General features: G+C 68.4%; 12 protein-coding genes and 3 pseudogenes. 4 read left to right on the top strand and 11 right to left on the bottom strand.

The features are described from left to right. Window positions 1-10: 10 nt before the first annotated feature. The 8 genes from Q2K21_RS19115 to Q2K21_RS19080 form a co-directional block, all read right to left on the bottom strand. Entirely contained in the window at window positions 11-2,002 is a 1,992-nt protein-coding gene (locus Q2K21_RS19115) for an ABC transporter ATP-binding protein (protein WP_310772502.1), read from the bottom strand. Further along, window positions 1,999-2,466, bottom strand: coding sequence for an NUDIX domain-containing protein (locus Q2K21_RS19110; protein WP_310772500.1), 468 nt, complete (start codon window positions 2,464-2,466; stop codon window positions 1,999-2,001). Before Q2K21_RS19110 ends, Q2K21_RS19115 begins: the two co-directional genes overlap by 4 nt. After that, complete coding sequence (locus tag Q2K21_RS19105) at window positions 2,463-3,335, bottom strand: aminoglycoside phosphotransferase family protein (RefSeq protein WP_310772497.1); 873 nt, start codon at window positions 3,333-3,335, stop codon at window positions 2,463-2,465. The genes Q2K21_RS19110 and Q2K21_RS19105 overlap by 4 nt, the downstream gene beginning before the upstream one ends. Window positions 3,336-4,550: 1,215 nt before the next feature. After that, entirely contained in the window at window positions 4,551-5,384 is an 834-nt protein-coding gene (locus Q2K21_RS19100) for a PIG-L family deacetylase (RefSeq protein WP_310772495.1), read from the bottom strand. Between the two features lie 334 nt (window positions 5,385-5,718). Further along, window positions 5,719-5,889 (bottom strand): hypothetical protein, encoded by a 171-nt coding sequence (locus tag Q2K21_RS19095; RefSeq protein ID WP_310772493.1) that lies wholly within the window; start codon window positions 5,887-5,889, stop codon window positions 5,719-5,721. Window positions 5,890-5,937: 48 nt separating this feature from the next. Beyond that, window positions 5,938-7,158, bottom strand: a complete 1,221-nt coding sequence (locus tag Q2K21_RS19090) for a metallophosphoesterase (RefSeq protein WP_310772491.1) — start codon at window positions 7,156-7,158, stop codon at window positions 5,938-5,940. Window positions 7,159-7,406: 248 nt separating this feature from the next. Further along, on the bottom strand, window positions 7,407-7,796 hold the full coding sequence (locus tag Q2K21_RS19085) for a hypothetical protein (RefSeq protein ID WP_310772489.1): 390 nt from the start codon (window positions 7,794-7,796) through the stop codon (window positions 7,407-7,409). Between the two features lie 19 nt (window positions 7,797-7,815). Next, window positions 7,816-8,730 carry a LysR family transcriptional regulator gene (locus tag Q2K21_RS19080; protein WP_310772487.1) on the bottom strand — a complete coding sequence of 305 codons (915 nt, stop codon included), beginning with the start codon at window positions 8,728-8,730 and terminating at the stop codon, window positions 7,816-7,818. A gap of 106 nt (window positions 8,731-8,836) precedes the next feature. Between Q2K21_RS19080 and Q2K21_RS19075 the strand changes: the two genes are divergently transcribed. Beyond that, window positions 8,837-9,682, top strand: a complete 846-nt coding sequence (locus Q2K21_RS19075; protein ID WP_310772485.1) for an oxidoreductase — start codon at window positions 8,837-8,839, stop codon at window positions 9,680-9,682. 178 nt (window positions 9,683-9,860) lie between these two features. Here Q2K21_RS19075 and Q2K21_RS19070 read toward each other — a convergent pair whose 3' ends face one another. Beyond that, complete coding sequence (locus Q2K21_RS19070; protein WP_310772483.1) at window positions 9,861-10,445, bottom strand: response regulator transcription factor; 585 nt, start codon at window positions 10,443-10,445, stop codon at window positions 9,861-9,863. Between Q2K21_RS19070 and Q2K21_RS19065 the strand changes: the two are divergent. After that, window positions 10,427-10,717: pseudogene (locus Q2K21_RS19065) on the top strand (MMPL family transporter); the annotation flags it as partial. The gene Q2K21_RS19070 and the pseudogene Q2K21_RS19065 sit on opposite strands and share 19 nt — an antisense overlap. A gap of 221 nt (window positions 10,718-10,938) precedes the next feature. Here the strand turns inward: Q2K21_RS19065 and Q2K21_RS19060 are convergent. After that, the gene (locus Q2K21_RS19060; protein ID WP_310772481.1) at window positions 10,939-11,085 is read right to left on the bottom strand and encodes a hypothetical protein; all 147 of its coding nucleotides are present in this window, start codon (window positions 11,083-11,085) and stop codon (window positions 10,939-10,941) included. Window positions 11,086-11,795: 710 nt separating this feature from the next. On the opposite strand from Q2K21_RS19060, the pseudogene Q2K21_RS35810 reads away from it, so the two are divergent. Next, window positions 11,796-12,021: pseudogene (locus Q2K21_RS35810) on the top strand (xylosidase); the annotation flags it as partial. Window positions 12,022-12,146: 125 nt separating this feature from the next. Then, the gene (locus Q2K21_RS19050) at window positions 12,147-13,559 is read left to right on the top strand and encodes a non-reducing end alpha-L-arabinofuranosidase family hydrolase (protein ID WP_310772479.1); all 1,413 of its coding nucleotides are present in this window, start codon (window positions 12,147-12,149) and stop codon (window positions 13,557-13,559) included. 233 nt (window positions 13,560-13,792) lie between these two features. Here Q2K21_RS19050 and Q2K21_RS35805 read toward each other — a convergent pair. Beyond that, window positions 13,793-13,924: pseudogene (locus Q2K21_RS35805) on the bottom strand (IS3-like element ISRhosp1 family transposase); the annotation flags it as partial. Between the last annotated feature and the right edge of the window lie 59 nt (window positions 13,925-13,983).

Genomic DNA, 13,983 nt, shown 5'->3' with positions numbered 1-13,983 from the left:
GTCGATCGGGTCATGCGGGATCCGCGACGGTGGGTGCGGCGGGTTTCGGGATGCCGGCGTTGGGCGCGTACTGGGCGGCCTGCGCGTCGAACATGGCGGCGTAGCGGCCCTGGGCGGTCATGAGTTCGTCGTGGGTGCCGTGTTCGGTGAGGCGTCCGTGGTTGAGGACGTAGATGCGGTCGGCGTGGCGGACGCCGGACATGCGGTGGGTGACCAGGACGACGGCCCGGTTCGGGGCGGCGAGGCGGCGGATGCGGTCGAAGGCTTCGATCTCGGCTTCAGGGTCGAGGGCGGAGGTGGGTTCGTCGACGATGAGGACGCTGTCCGCCTGCGATGTTGAGCTACGCCAGTGGGTGCGAGCCAGACCCACTTTCTGCCATTCGCCGCCGGAGAGTTCGATGGCGCCGCGGAACATGCGGGCCAACAGGCTCCGCAGGCCGTCGGGGAGTTTGGCGATGACGGGGCCGGCTCCGGCGTAGTCGACCGAGGGCTGCAGGTCCTGCGATGTGGCGGCGTGGGCGGGGCGGCCGAGGCGGATGTTCATCGCTGCGGTCACGGGCCAGCGCTGGAAATCCTGTGTGAGCAGGGAGACGCGCTCGAAGACCTGGGAGCGGTCGAGGACGGTGATGTCCGCGTCGCCCCACCGTAGGGCGCCGTCCTGGGGCAGCAGCAGGCCCGAGAGCAGCTTCATCAGCGTGCTCTTGCCGGATCCGTTCTCGCCGACCACGGCGGTGACCGAGCCCATAGGCAGGGTGAGGGACACCTGGTCCAGGGCAGCCGTGTCACGGTCGGGGTAGCGGTAGGTGACGCGGTCGAGGACGATCTCCTTGATCTGCTCGGGGACCGGATCGCCGCCCTCAGGGATGATGCGCTGAGCCGCCTGAGCCAGGAAGCGTCCATGGTCGCGGACGTACAGGGACTCCTCGTGCAGTTGGTTGATGTTCATCACGAGCGCGCCCAGGCTCGCCGACCCGGTCCGAACTGCGATCACGGCGGTGCCGGCGATGGCGAGGCTCATGTGCCCGGTCATGATCAGCCAGAACATGGCCCCGTATGTCGCGGCCATGGCCAACCCGGACAGTGCGGAGGCGACCCATTCGGTCAGGGCCTTGCTGGAGGCGAGGCGTTCCTGTTCGGCCTCGGCGCTCTCGGCCATGCGCTGGTAGCGGCTGAGGAGGAAGGTGCCGACGGCGTGGAGGCGGACCTCCTGGGCGGCGCTGCGCTCGGTGAGCAGGTTGCCGATGAGACGGCTGGCCCGCACGTGCTCGATCCAGCTCATCACCGAGACGTACCGTTCCTGGGCCACGCGCATGGCGCCCCAGCCGCGCGGGGCGGCGATGAGGATCAGCAGGGGCAGCAGGACGGGGTGGAGGACGGCGAGGACGCCGGCGGTGGTGATCAGGGAGATGAGACCGTTCAGCGCGGCGACGCAGGCACCGATCATGCGGCGGGCGGAGGCCGGACCGTACTGGGCAACGTCAACGAGCCGCCGGAAGTCGGGGTCGTCGATGGCTTCCAACTCGACGCCGACGGCGGCGGCCAGGTACTGGGTGGTGGCGATCCGCTCGACCATCGGCTCCAGGCGCCCGGCGCGAGAGGTCGACCACGCGGAGAGGGCGGAGTTGACCACACCGATGGCGGCGGCGGCCAGCAGGCCGGGCAGCAGAGCGTGCAGCCTCTGGGCGGCGCTGCCGGTCCCGGCGAGCAGGGCGTGCATGACGGCGTTGATGGCGAGCAGACCGACGGCCGCGGCGATGCCTTGACCGATTTCGCTGACCGCCACGGCGAGCAGCGCGCGCCGGTCGGCGCTCCACGCCATGCGTAACGTGGCGCCGACGAGTGCCGGCATGGAGCGCAGCGCGGACATCATCGTCAAGTCCAGGCCGGCGTGTTCGTGGTGGGACCAGCCCATGTCGTAGCGCAGCGGGCCGCCGAACAGCTCCTGTTCGGCGTCGGAGACCCGGGGTTCGGCCATCTTCACCGGTCCGAAGAACCTCTTCACCGGGCGCCTCCCAGGCTGGGCCAGTTCAGTGCCCGGTACGACGGGCCGTCGGTGAGCATGTGGAAGATGGCGACGGTGTAAGGGTGGCAGTCTGGCGGGGGCTTTTCCATCGGCACCCAGAACAGCCCTTCGTGCTTGTCCGGCTCGGCGTTGTGTGGTTCGCCGGCCCAGGACTGGGTCACGAACACGGCGGTGATCCGGTCCCTGCCCGAGGGCTCGTGGTGGTGGACGAGGCCGCAGAACTCCTGCTGGTCGGCGTTGATGTGGACGCCGGTCTCTTCCTCCGCTTCGCGCCGCGCCGCGCGGTCCAGCGGTTCGCCGGCCTTCAGATGGCCTCCCACGACGGTGAGCTGTCCCGGTGCGATGTTCGCGGCGGGCTTGCGGCGCACGCACAGGGCGGCCCCGTTCGCCCGGAGCAGGATCTGGGCCACGTCGGCGATCAGCAGGTGAGGAGCTTCGCTCAACGCCGTCCCTCCTGCATCAGGCGCTTGATGGTGCGTCGGCCGCGCGCGGTCACAAACACGTCGCTGTGCCGGGGGCCGTACGCGAGGGCGCCGGCCGCATCGGCTGCGACGAACGCCGCGAGCGCGTGTTCCTCGGTATCGGACAGAGACCGGCCGTATCCCTCGAACAGGGCGGTCCGCAGCTCAGGGCGGTCTGGCCAGATGGAGGTGGCGAGCTTGACGAAGTCGGTGACGAGCGGGCCCGGTTCGCTGGGCTCGAAGTCGATCAGAGCGCAGCGTCGGCCGTTCCACAGAAGGTTGCGCTCCCAGAAGTCCCCGTGGCGCCACTCGGCAGGAAAAGGGCCAGGACTGGGCTGCGTGCTCACGAGGCGGCGCAGCATGTCGGCTTCGGCGGTGGACAGGTGGTCACTGGCCTCCACGATGTGCTTGTCCAGCCCGGACTGCTCGCCTTCGATGACGAACGAGGCCTCGTCTTGCGACCGATGGCTGGGCAATGCGTCGCGGAAGCGGCGCAGGAGCAGGCCGGCTTTCCGGTGGGCGACGCGGCGGCGCGCGGGTGACTCCTCGCCCTTCAGAGGTTCGCTGTCCACTGCAGTGAGGATCAGGGCGAGCAGGTCAGCCGAGCTGTCCTTCAGAGCGGGGGCGTTGTCGTGGCCGAGGCGCGGGACGGCTTCGCGGTAGGTGCGGGTCTCGCGGGTGTGCAGGACCGGCTTGAGCGCCACCTTCACGTAGTGGTCACCGGCGCGTCCGGTCACCTTCCACACCTGGGTCTCCCGCAGGTGCGAGGCGTCGTGCACGGCTTGGAGGAGGCCCAGGACCTTTTCCACCCAGGAGGCGAGGGGTGCAGGGAGGCGTGCGGAGTCCGTCATGCCAGGTACCTCGTATCCGGTCGTGACCCGTCGGCGAGAAAAGCGGCGCAGCCGTGGGCAGCGCCGGCGGAGGTATCCGAGGAGGCAGCGGTATTTTCGAACGCAGGATGAACGAGCGCAGGGCGGCGTACGGGATGCATGGATGCTCCTCGGGGCGGGATGCGGACAGGTGATCGGGTAACGGCGGGTTTCCTGTCGCCGTCACGGGTGTGCGAGGGCGAAATCTAGAACCTGATTTCGAATATGCGGGCCTCTCCGTGCGTGGCCGAGGGTGGCGTGCTGTGACGCTGTGTTCGATCACTCATGTGGGTTCCGATACCTCTTCTGGGGGATTGCCGGGCGCCGCCTGGTCGGTCCGGAGCAGGCGGCCCAGCTCGGTCGTCAGGACCTGCGGGGGCAGATCTGCCCGCAGTTCCCATCCCGACCGACTAACCGTCATCGGCGCTGTCAGGCGTGCGCGTGGACATCGAAGTCGTAGCGTGTGGTGGATCTGGAACTCTTCCCGGTACGCCCTCGGCATTCGGCTGGCGGTGGTCGAGCCGCGCATCGCGGCCGGACGGGTGCCGGTTCTTGGACCGACACCTGAAGCGATGCCGGGCCGTCTGGCGGGCAGCAGACGGTACGCGGTGTCGGCCAGGATGCCGCTCATCGGGGACAAGTCCCGGCCCTCCTCGATGGCGGTGGCCGGCAGATGCACAACCGCCCCGATCGCGGCGGTACCTGTCATCGGCGGTACCGGGCGGTCGGGGCGGCGCGAGGGCGTGGACGCCTAGGGTCGGTGTCAAACACCTCGATTGGATGAAAGGGCGACTGACTTCACCGTTGTAGGCTCTCGCGGTTGGTGTCGGAGACTGCCCTCGTGACCTGCTGCTTCTTCCGTTGCCTCACGGCGTGTCGGACATCGGAGCCTCAGCTTCGTGTCGCTTCGTCGGCGGTCTGTCTTGATCGGAGCAGACCGCCGGGGCCTGTGACCTGGGCTGTCGGGTACCTTCCGAGTCAGCAGCCCGCAGGTCTCCCACCTGAGCGGTTGCCAGGGGGCTTGGGGACGAGCGCGGTGTCGGGTCGGAAGTGCGGGCACGCGTCGACGCCGCCGGCGAGGGCCTGGACGCGGGCTGCCGGAGCGGAACTCGAGTGGATAAGTCTCCGGGTGTGTGAGCCGCTCGATCGCGTCGTGCGGCCGATGAGCTTTCCCGAGCTCCGCTCCGGACGGGCGGATCAGCGCAGTCCGGCGAAGAGATCGTTCTCGGGTACGGCCGCGCCGGTGGCGTCCTGGACACGTACGAAGGTCTCCATGCCCATAAACTCGCCGAACCTCTCCTTGCCCATCTTGAGGAAGAAGATGTTCTCGCCCTGACTGGCGTGCGCGGCCAACGCGTCGAACTTCTGACCGCTGAACGCGGTGGTGTCCACCCACGTGGTGATCTCATCGTCGGGGAGGCCGATCTCGGCCATCGCGGCGGCCTCTACAGGATCCGGCTCCGGCATGTCCGGATGAAACTCGCGCATGATCTCCCCGAACCGCTGCATCCCCGAGCGGGGCATCGTCGTCCAGTACACCTTCGGTGTCAGCGCGGTCATCTCCAGCGCCGCCATCGTGATGCGGTGGGCCTGGATGTGATCGGGGTGGCCGTAGAAGCCGTTCTCGTCGTAGGTGACGACCACATCAGGTCGGTAGTGCCGCATGAGTTCCGCGAGTCGGGCCGCGCCTTCCTCCACGGGGGTCTGCCAGAAGGATCCGGGGGCGTCGTTGCTCGGCCAGCCCATCATCCCGGAGTCGGCATAGTCCAGCATCTCCAGATCGCTGACCTTCAGGACGTCACAGCTCGCCTTGAGCTCTTGACGGCGCATCAAGGCGACGGCCGCCGGATCGTGCCCCGGATCGCCCGGCTTGACACCCCCCGGTCCGTCACCGCAACCGCCGTCGGTACACGTCACGAGAACCGTGCGGATGCCTTCCGCCGCGTACCGCGCGAGGACCCCTCCGGTTCCGGTGGCCTCGTCGTCGGGGTGGGCGTGTACGGCCATGAGCGTCAAGGGTCGGTCAGTCATGAAACAGTCCTCCTGCAGAAATACGTCTTGGTCCGAGTGTGCGGCGGGCGTACCGCGATCTTGGGGACCGGATCCTGGTGGGGCGGACGACCTTGTGGTCTCCGTGTTCCCCGCCCGTACGGTGCCGGTCCCTCGGTCGATGCAACCGTGCCGGCCGGGCCGGCTGTTCCCGGCGCGGCCGCTTGGCCTTCCAGGCGTCGGCATTCAACGCGAACGAGGTACAGATGCGACCTGAATGTCTCAGCGCCACATTGGATCCGCCTTCAATATGCAGACAACTCGGGGAGGGCGGCTGCGTGGGTGATGCGCTGGTCGAAGCGGTCGCGCATGGTCTTCAGTGCCAGGACCTCTTCCATCCCTTGTCGAAGGCGAACTGCGTGTCCGCATCGGTGAATCGCTGCTTGCGCAGCCACTCGTGGTGGATGTAGGTCCAACCCGATCCGCCCCGCCAGACGCGGCCCTGTCGCAGCAGCAGCGGCCCAGCCGCAACGACTCGACGCCGCATCCCTCGGCTCGTGGATTGCTCCAAGCGGATGTGTCGGCCCGTCGAGTGCTACGGCGAGGTGGGCAGGTGCGGGGAGCGGAGCACCAGCAGGGTGATCTCGCTGGGGGCGAAGATGCGGAACGGCGGGCCCCAGAAGCCGGTGCCACGGCTGGTGTAGAGGAGGGTGCGGGGGCCGTGGTGGCTGAGGCCGGCGAGGGCGGGCTGGTCGATGCGGACGAGGTGGTGGAAGGGCCAGATCTGGCCGCCGTGGGTGTGGCCGGAGAGTTGGAGGTCGATGCCGGCGGCTGCTGCCCGGTCGATGAACTTGGGCTGGTGTGCCAGGAGCAGGACGGGCAGGTCGGGGTCGGCGCCGTTCAGGGCTCCGGCGAGGTGGGCGCGGTGACCTGCCAGGCCGGAGGACTCGGCGGTGACGTCATCCACGCCGGCGACCACGAGGGTGTCGCCTCCGCGTTCGAGCAGCAGGTGGCGGTTGCGCAGCGGCTCCCAGCCCAGCTCGTCCATCAGGTCGACCCAGCCCTGGGCCTCGCTGTAGTACTCGTGGTTGCCGGTGACGTATACGCGGGCTCGGCTGGCCCGCACGGTTCCGAGTGGGGTGGCCTGGGCGCGGCGGCGTTCGGCCGTGCCGTCCGCGATGTCGCCGGTGTGGCAGACCAGGTCGGCTTCCAGGGTGTTCACCGTCTCGCACACCCGTGCCGACCAGCGGGCGCGATCGAGTGGGCCGTAGTGGGTGTCGGTGATGAGGACGACGCGGATGCCGTCCAACCCCGCACCCAGTCGCGGGAGTTGCACGTCGAGTCGGCGCACGCGTGGCACGCGGCGGGCCTCGGCGTACCCCCAGGCGAGCAGTACAGCGGTTACGCCGAGAACGGCCCAAGTGACGCTTCGGGCCCGGTCCTGACTCTCGCCGACGCCGGCCACGGTCAGGGCGAGCCGCAAGAAGACGCCGAGCAGAACGGACCAGGTGAACAGAACCCAGCTCGTGCCCAGCAGGGTGTCACCGATGATCGCCGCCCGGTCCTGCTGGCGCCGGCCGTGGCCGCGCACCATTGCGAGCGGCATACCGACGAGGCCGAGGGCGAACAGGGCGGTGCCGACCAGCGTGACGGGCAGCGGCCAGTGCTGGCCGGTGTACAGGAGCACCCAGCAGGGCACGGCCCACAGCAGGAAGGGGGCGATCAGGGGGATGTAGCGCATCAAGCGGTGCAGTCTGCTCTGCCGCGGCGCTTGCGCTTCACCCTCGGCGGGCCGGGTGTTGCTGGTGTCGGTCACGCTTCCCCTCCCTGACCGGGCTGCCGTCTTGCGCACTGTATCCGGTCGCCCTCGGGCCGGCCGGACCGGCGTTCATGGGAGCGGCCCCTTGGGGCGAAGGGTTCTCTGCGGAATGGCAAGACTCCGCCGCAGACACCTCCCTTGGCATGAGCCGCGATCAGGGCGCTACTGCCTCGGCTTCGTACTGCCGCCAGTGCAGCGCGCGTCGGCGGGACGATGGCCTAAGCCGACGATGGCGAGTTCCGGCCTCACTGAGTCCAGCCAATGCGCTTCCGCAACAGGGCCTTTACGTACCTCGAGTTGGGGAGGTCGTGCTTGGTGATGACGCCACGGCTGGTGCGAATCTGTATGTGTATCACGTCATCCGCCACAGACACCTGTCCGAGGGATCCTCCTTCGCCCACCTCGCCATCGCCGCCCGCCACCCTGAGCGCGTCACAGCGCTGGTCAACGTCGAGGGCGCCGCGTCCCTCGGCCTGGAAGGGCCCAACCCCTTCGCCTTCCAACCACGTCTTCTCGATCCTGGGCAGTCGGCGGATGAATACGTCGATCACGAGGTGGTGGACGGGGTTCGTCCAGACGATGGAGCGCAACGGTGTCGGTCTGGCCACGCAGTCCAACGCCTTCGGTGAGATCAACCACGCTCCAGGCGCCAAATCAACAGGTTGTGGCCCCAACCTCCCGCGCAGCGGCAAGGTAGGCAAGAACGAGCGTCCGTTTGTCGTCCTGGCAGGCGGCCACCGCCAGTTGAGCCGGGGAAATACCCCGGACCGGCACGGCGATCACCTCGTTCCGGACGACCAGCGGGGCGTTACCGGTGGCCAGCAGCGCCACCCCCTGGCCGCTGGCGACCGCCTCGTGGGTCTCCTCGGCGCTGGCCACCACCCCGCCGATCCGCGGTTGTCGACCGTCCCGGGCGTCCAGGGCAAGCCAGTAGTCCCGCAGCGGGCCGGCCTCCGGGGGAAGGGCGAGGAAGGGCTCCTCCAGCAGATCGGAGAAGTCCACCTTTCCCTCGGGGTCGGACGCGGCCCGCGCCGCCAAGGGGTGTCCGTCCGGGAGCGCGACCAGCCGAGGCTCGCGGGCTACCACCGCATACTGGTAACGGTCCTCGTCCGGCAACGGCAGCCAGACGAAAGCGACGTCGCTGGACCCATCCGCCAATCCGGCGCTGGGATCCGCCCAGTTGACCTGGCGCAGGACGGACTGCACGTCCGGATGCCGGGAGACAAGGCGGGTCCGCAGGGCGGGCAGCAGCCCGCGGCCCGGGCTGGTCGACATGCCGATCACCAGAGTGCACCGCTCGGCGGTCTTCGCCTCCTGCACCGCCGCCTCCGTGGCCTGCCAGGCGGCCAGCACCGCGCGGGCGTGCGGTAACAGGGCTGTCCCCACCGCCGTCAACCGCACTGTCCGCCGGTCCCGTTCGAACAGGACCACGCCGAGCTGCTTCTCCAGCACCTGTATCTGCTTGCTCAGCGCGGGCTGGGAGACGAACAGCCGCTCGGCGGCGCGGGTGAAGCTCAATTCCTCAGCGACCGAAATGAAGTAGCGCAGATCACGCCCATGGACATCCATAACTCATGGCTATCACAACGGGTCTTGGACGCCCCCCTGGTTCTTGGCGAAGGATCGGACCCGTCGACGGGAAGGTCCCGAACGGCAGTTGACGAGGGAGATGAAGATGAGCGAAAACGCCAAGGTCTGGCTGGTCACCGGCGCGAGCAGCGGTTTCGGGCGGGCCATCGCGGAGGCCGCGATCGCCGCTGGTGACACGGTGATCGGCACCGCCCGGCGAGCCGAGGCGCTGGACGACCTGGTCGCCGAGTACCCCGACCGCGTCGAGGCGATCAGCCTGGACGTCACCGACGGCGAGCGGATCGATGTGGTTGCCGCCGACATCCTGGCCCGCTACGGCAGGGTGAACGTGCTGGTGAACAACGCCGGCCGCACCCAGGTAGGGGCATTCGAGGAGACCACCGACCGGGAGCTGCGTGACCTGTTCGAGCTGCACGTGTTCGGCCCTGCGCGTCTGACCCGGGCACTGCTGCCGCAGATGAGGGAGCGGGGCAGTGGATCGGTCGTGAACATCAGCAGCTTCGGCGGGCAACTGTCCTTCGCCGGGTTCTCCGCGTACAGCGCGACCAAGGCGGCGCTGGAGCAACTGTCGGAGGGCTTGGCCGACGAGGTGGCGCCGTTCGGCATCAAGGTGCTGATCGTGGAGCCCGGCGCGTTCCGTACCAACCTCTTCGGCAAGGGCGCGGCGTACTTCTCCGAGGAGAACCCGGCGTACAGGGAGAAGGTCGGCGCGACCCGGCAGTTGGTGCAGGGCAGCGACGGAAGCCAGCCCGGCGATCCGGCGAAGGCCGCGGCGGCGATCCGGCTGGCTCTGGACGCCGAGAAGACCCCGCTCCGCCTTGCCCTCGGCGGAGACGCGGTCGAGTTCCTGACCGCACACCTGGACTCCGTGCGGGCCGAGCTCACCGAGTGGGAGGAGGTCTCCCGGAGCACGGACTTCGACACGGAGTGAAAGCCGGGCAGGGGGAGGACCCTGCGCTCCCACACTCGTATGCGAACCCGCCGGCAGGGCCGTGCGAGACGAGTGGCGGGCCTGCGACAGATGCCACGCTCTTCAAGAAGGACGGGACCTTCTGCCCCCGCTCGCCCACGCGGCTGGCATGGTGTCAGTTGCCCGCGTAGCCGGGAGTTCAGTCCGTGAGCCAACCGGGGCTGACCATGCGGTACTCATAGGCCATGACCACGACTTGGGATCTATCCCGGGCCCCGAGTTTGGCCATGATGCGGCTGACATGGGTCTTCGCGGTCAGCGGGGAGACCACCAGCTGTGCGGCGATCTCGTCATTGGTGCGCCCGGCCGCGATCAGCTGCATGACTTCGCGTTCGCGGCCGGTCAGGGCATCAAGGCGACGGTCGGGCTTGCGGGTGTTGTCCGGGCGGTTGGCGAATTCGGCGATGAGTCGGCGGGTGATGGAGGGGCTGATGAGCGCGTCGCCTCGCGCGGCGACGCGCACCGCGTGCAGGAGTTCTGCCGGTTCGGTGTCCTTGACGAGGAAGCCGGTGGCGCCGGCCCGCAAGGCTCCGTACACGTACTCGTCCAGGTCGAAAGTCGTCAGCATGACCACCTTCACTGCCGCCAATTGCTGGTCGGCGGCGATGCGACGAGCGGCTTCCAGTCCGTCCATGCCGGGCATGCGGATGTCCATGAGCACCACGTCGGGCTGCAGTTCGCCAGCATCGGCTCGACGCGAGGATCCGCTGGCGCGCCATGGCACGCGCCGTGCAGCGACGCCCGATCCCGACCCTGCTGGTCGGGGTGGTCGCGCTCGTTGCGCTGTCCGCACCGGCACTGGGCATGCGGCTGGGTTTCGCCGACTCCGGCAACGACCCCGAGGAGACCACCTCCCGGCACGCGTACGACCTGCTCGCCGAGGGCTTCGGCCCTGGCTTCAACGGTCCGCTCATCGTCCTGGTGAAGGGGGATCAGGAAGCCGGCAAGACCGTCCAGGCGAAGCTCGCCACCACCGACGGCGCGGCCGAGGCCGCTCGATGCCGTGGTCATCCGATGCCTGATTGTCCCCGCCGTCATGCAGATGCTCGGCAAGTGGGCCTGGTGGCTGCCTGCACCGCTGGCCCGAAAGCTGCCCAAGGTGTCCATCGAACGCCCTGAGCACAGCTGACCAGCGCCTCGACGAAGCTCGGATCACCACCAAACCGACGTCACCTCCGCAGTGCGTGGTGGTGCGGGTGAGATCGCAACGGCGCGGGTCACGGCACCACGTCCCGGGTCGGCAGCCCCAGTGGGCGCAGCACGTCCGCGAAGCGGCAGTGCAGGCGTGCGGCGGGGAACTCCAGCCAGGAGTCCAGCGCTTCGCCGAGGGCGGACGCATACCGGATCGGCAGGCTTCGCCGCACGGCGTTCACCGGGCGGCTCGCACACTGCGGGGACGGCTGGTGGCCTTGCCCGTTGGGTGTGACCGGGCAGGAGCCGGTGGTGCTGGAGACGCAGGTGGAGCCCGGACTGCGGGTGGTGGGGGGCTTGGTGCCGCACCGGCGGGACTGCCGCACCGGCGGGACGGACTCACGACGGACGTGCTTCCGGATGTGTGCCGGGACATCGTGGAGAGAGGCGACCGGCCATGTCGACACCGCCCGCGAAACCGGCCCCGCTCCGGAGTCAAAGGGCTGTCCATCCGCACAGCCAGGCCATTCGATCGGCTTGGCCTGCGGCGTTTCATTCGTAGGACCTGCGAATGTTTCGGCGTTGCTCGCGCATCATGCGAGAGGTATTGACGCCGTTCCTCGGTTCCCTATCATCCTGGTTGCTCGGCACTTCGATCCTTGTTCGGCATAACGAACACGCCAGAGCCGCTCCACCCGCACGGCAGAGCACCTCCGGGTCACGCCCACCGCAACGACCGAGCCGCAACGACGAGCCGCAAGGGGCATGCCACACGATGCCTATGTCATGGCCGCATCAATGCACGCCTCCTGCCGTCGCGGGTCGGCGGCCGCCACCGGCCCGCCGCCGGCGCGGTTCTCCCGCCGGCGGGCGTCTCCCGTGCCGCAGCCGCTCCCGCCCCCGGTACGGCCCTCGCGACTGCGGCGGCCTCCACGAACCCGGTGACCTGGTGCACTGGGAGATCGTCGGTCACTCGGTGCCCGTGCTCGACTTCGGCGCCAAGTACGACCTGAACGGTGCCCGCGGCCGGTCGGGGCATCTGGGCGTCGTCGCCGGCCTACCGCCCGAGCAGCAGGACCTGCTACTGGCTCGGCCAGATCGACTTCGCCAGGACGTACCTCTACACCACCACCGCCGCCGAGGGGCCCTGGAACAGGCTCACGACGATCAGACCGGGAAGCCGTAGGGGTCGGCCCGGTGCCCACGCACCGCCACGAACCGCACGACATCGACAGTCTGGACAGCCTCTGATGGGGCCAACCGGAACCGCTTACTCAAGGATTACGAGGTCCTCATGCGCAGACGAAGTTTCAGCCGCGGACATCTGTCTGTGGTGTTCGCCGCTGCGGTTGCGGCCCTGCTCGTGTTGGCGGCGACGCTCGTCGCCAACCCGGCTCAGGCTGCCACCAGCGGCGCCTTGCGCGGTGTTGGTTCCGGCCGGTGTCTCGATGTACCGAACGCCAGCCAGACCGACGGCACGTACCTGCAGATCTGGGACTGCTCGGGCGGGACAAACCAGCAGTGGACATTGACGGACAACAACCAGCTGACCGTGTACGGCAACAAGTGCCTGGATGTTCCGGGCCACGCCACCGCGGCCGGTACCCGGGTGCAGATCTGGACCTGTAGCGGCGGTGCGAACCAGCAGTGGCGGGTGAACTCCGACGGCACGATCGTCGGCGTGGAGTCCGGGCTGTGCCTGGACGTTACGGGCGCCGGTACGGCCAACAGCACGGCGGTGGAGATCTGGACGTGCAACGGCGGCAGCAACCAGAAGTGGACCGGCCTGTCCGGGACGCCGGGCGGCACGTGTCCTCTTCCATCGACATACCGGTGGACGTCGACGGGTGTGCTGGCGCAGCCGGCGAACGGGTGGGTCTCGCTGAAGGACTTCTCCAACGTGGTCTACAACGGCAAGCACCTGGTCTACGCGTCGAACGTGTCGGGATCGGGGTACGGCTCGATGGCGTTCAGTCCCTTCACGAACTGGTCGGACATGGCGTCGGCCGGCCAGACCGGGATGAGCCAGTCCACGGTGGCGCCCACGCTGTTCTACTTCGCACCTAAGAACATCTGGGTGCTGGCGTCCCAGTGGGGTGCGTGGCCCTTCTTCTACCGCACGTCGAGCGACCCCACCAACCCCAACGGCTGGTCCTCGCCGCAGCCGTTGTTCACCGGCAGCATCCCCAACTCCGCCCCGATCGACCAGACCCTGATCGCCGACGGCCAGAACATGTACCTGTTCTTCGCCGGTGACAACGGCAAGATCTACCGGGCGAGCATGCCGATCGGGAACTTCCCGGGCAACTTCGGCTCGTCCTACACGACGGTCATGAGCGATTCCACGAACAACCTGTTCGAGGCACCGCAGGTCTACAAGGTTCAGGACCAGAACCAGTACCTCATGATCGTTGAGGCGATAGGCGCGAATGGGCGCTACTTCCGCTCGTTCACGGCCTCCAGCCTGAGCGGTTCGTGGACCCCGCAGGCCAGCAGCGAAAGCAACCCCTTCGCGGGCAAGGCCAACAGCGGTGCCAACTGGACCAACGACATCAGCCACGGTGACCTGGTCCGCAACAACCCCGACCAGACCATGACCATCGACCCCTGCAACCTGCAGTTCCTCTACCAGGGCAAGTCTCCCACCGCGGGCGGCCCCTACGACCAACTGCCCTGGCGGCCGGGTGTCCTTACCCTGCAGCGCTGACCTGCCTGATCCACGATGATCGCGATCTGGTGCGGTCTGCCGACTCGCAGACGCGGGGTTCACGGCGTGGGCAACTCCACCTGCTGACCGATACTCGTCGCCTCAAGGAACCCCAGCCGTGCGTCGGCTGGGGTTCCTCTCTTTTGTGGACTTTCATCGTGGGTACGGACCGAAGGCACTACGACGCCACCGGGGATACCGCTTGCCGGCCATGAGTAGGCGTCGAAGTCGCTCTCGATCGGTGTGAGGTAGTCGAGGGCGGAGTGCCGTCGGCGCCGGTTGTCGCTCCAGCGCCGTCCGTGGAGCAACTCCCGCTTGAGGTCCTGGAAGAAGGGCTCGTCAGCCTCACCCGTGAGTGTGTCGCCATAGGGGGGCGCTGCCGAGATCTTCATGCCGAGAAGGTTCCCGGTCGAGATCTTGCTTT

The organism is Streptomyces sp. CGMCC 4.7035 (assembly GCF_031583065.1).
Classification (GTDB): domain Bacteria; phylum Actinomycetota; class Actinomycetes; order Streptomycetales; family Streptomycetaceae; genus Streptomyces; species Streptomyces yaanensis.
Note: the sequence above shows the minus strand (reverse complement) of the source record. Positions and strands in the feature narration are given on the sequence as shown.

What these genes read in the sequence shown, in the direction of transcription:
- Q2K21_RS19105 (WP_310772497.1), bottom strand. Translation starts at nt 3,335, where the DNA reads ATGACGGACTCCGCACGCCTCCCTGCACCCCTCGCCTCCTGGGTGGAA.
- Q2K21_RS19100 (WP_310772495.1), bottom strand. Translation starts at nt 5,384, where the DNA reads ATGACTGACCGACCCTTGACGCTCATGGCCGTACACGCCCACCCCGAC.
- Q2K21_RS19095 (WP_310772493.1), bottom strand. Translation starts at nt 5,889, where the DNA reads ATGCGGCGTCGAGTCGTTGCGGCTGGGCCGCTGCTGCTGCGACAGGGC.
- Q2K21_RS19080 (WP_310772487.1), bottom strand. Translation starts at nt 8,730, where the DNA reads ATGGATGTCCATGGGCGTGATCTGCGCTACTTCATTTCGGTCGCTGAG.
- Q2K21_RS19075 (WP_310772485.1), top strand. Translation starts at nt 8,837, where the DNA reads ATGAGCGAAAACGCCAAGGTCTGGCTGGTCACCGGCGCGAGCAGCGGT.
- Q2K21_RS19050 (WP_310772479.1), top strand. Translation starts at nt 12,147, where the DNA reads ATGCGCAGACGAAGTTTCAGCCGCGGACATCTGTCTGTGGTGTTCGCC.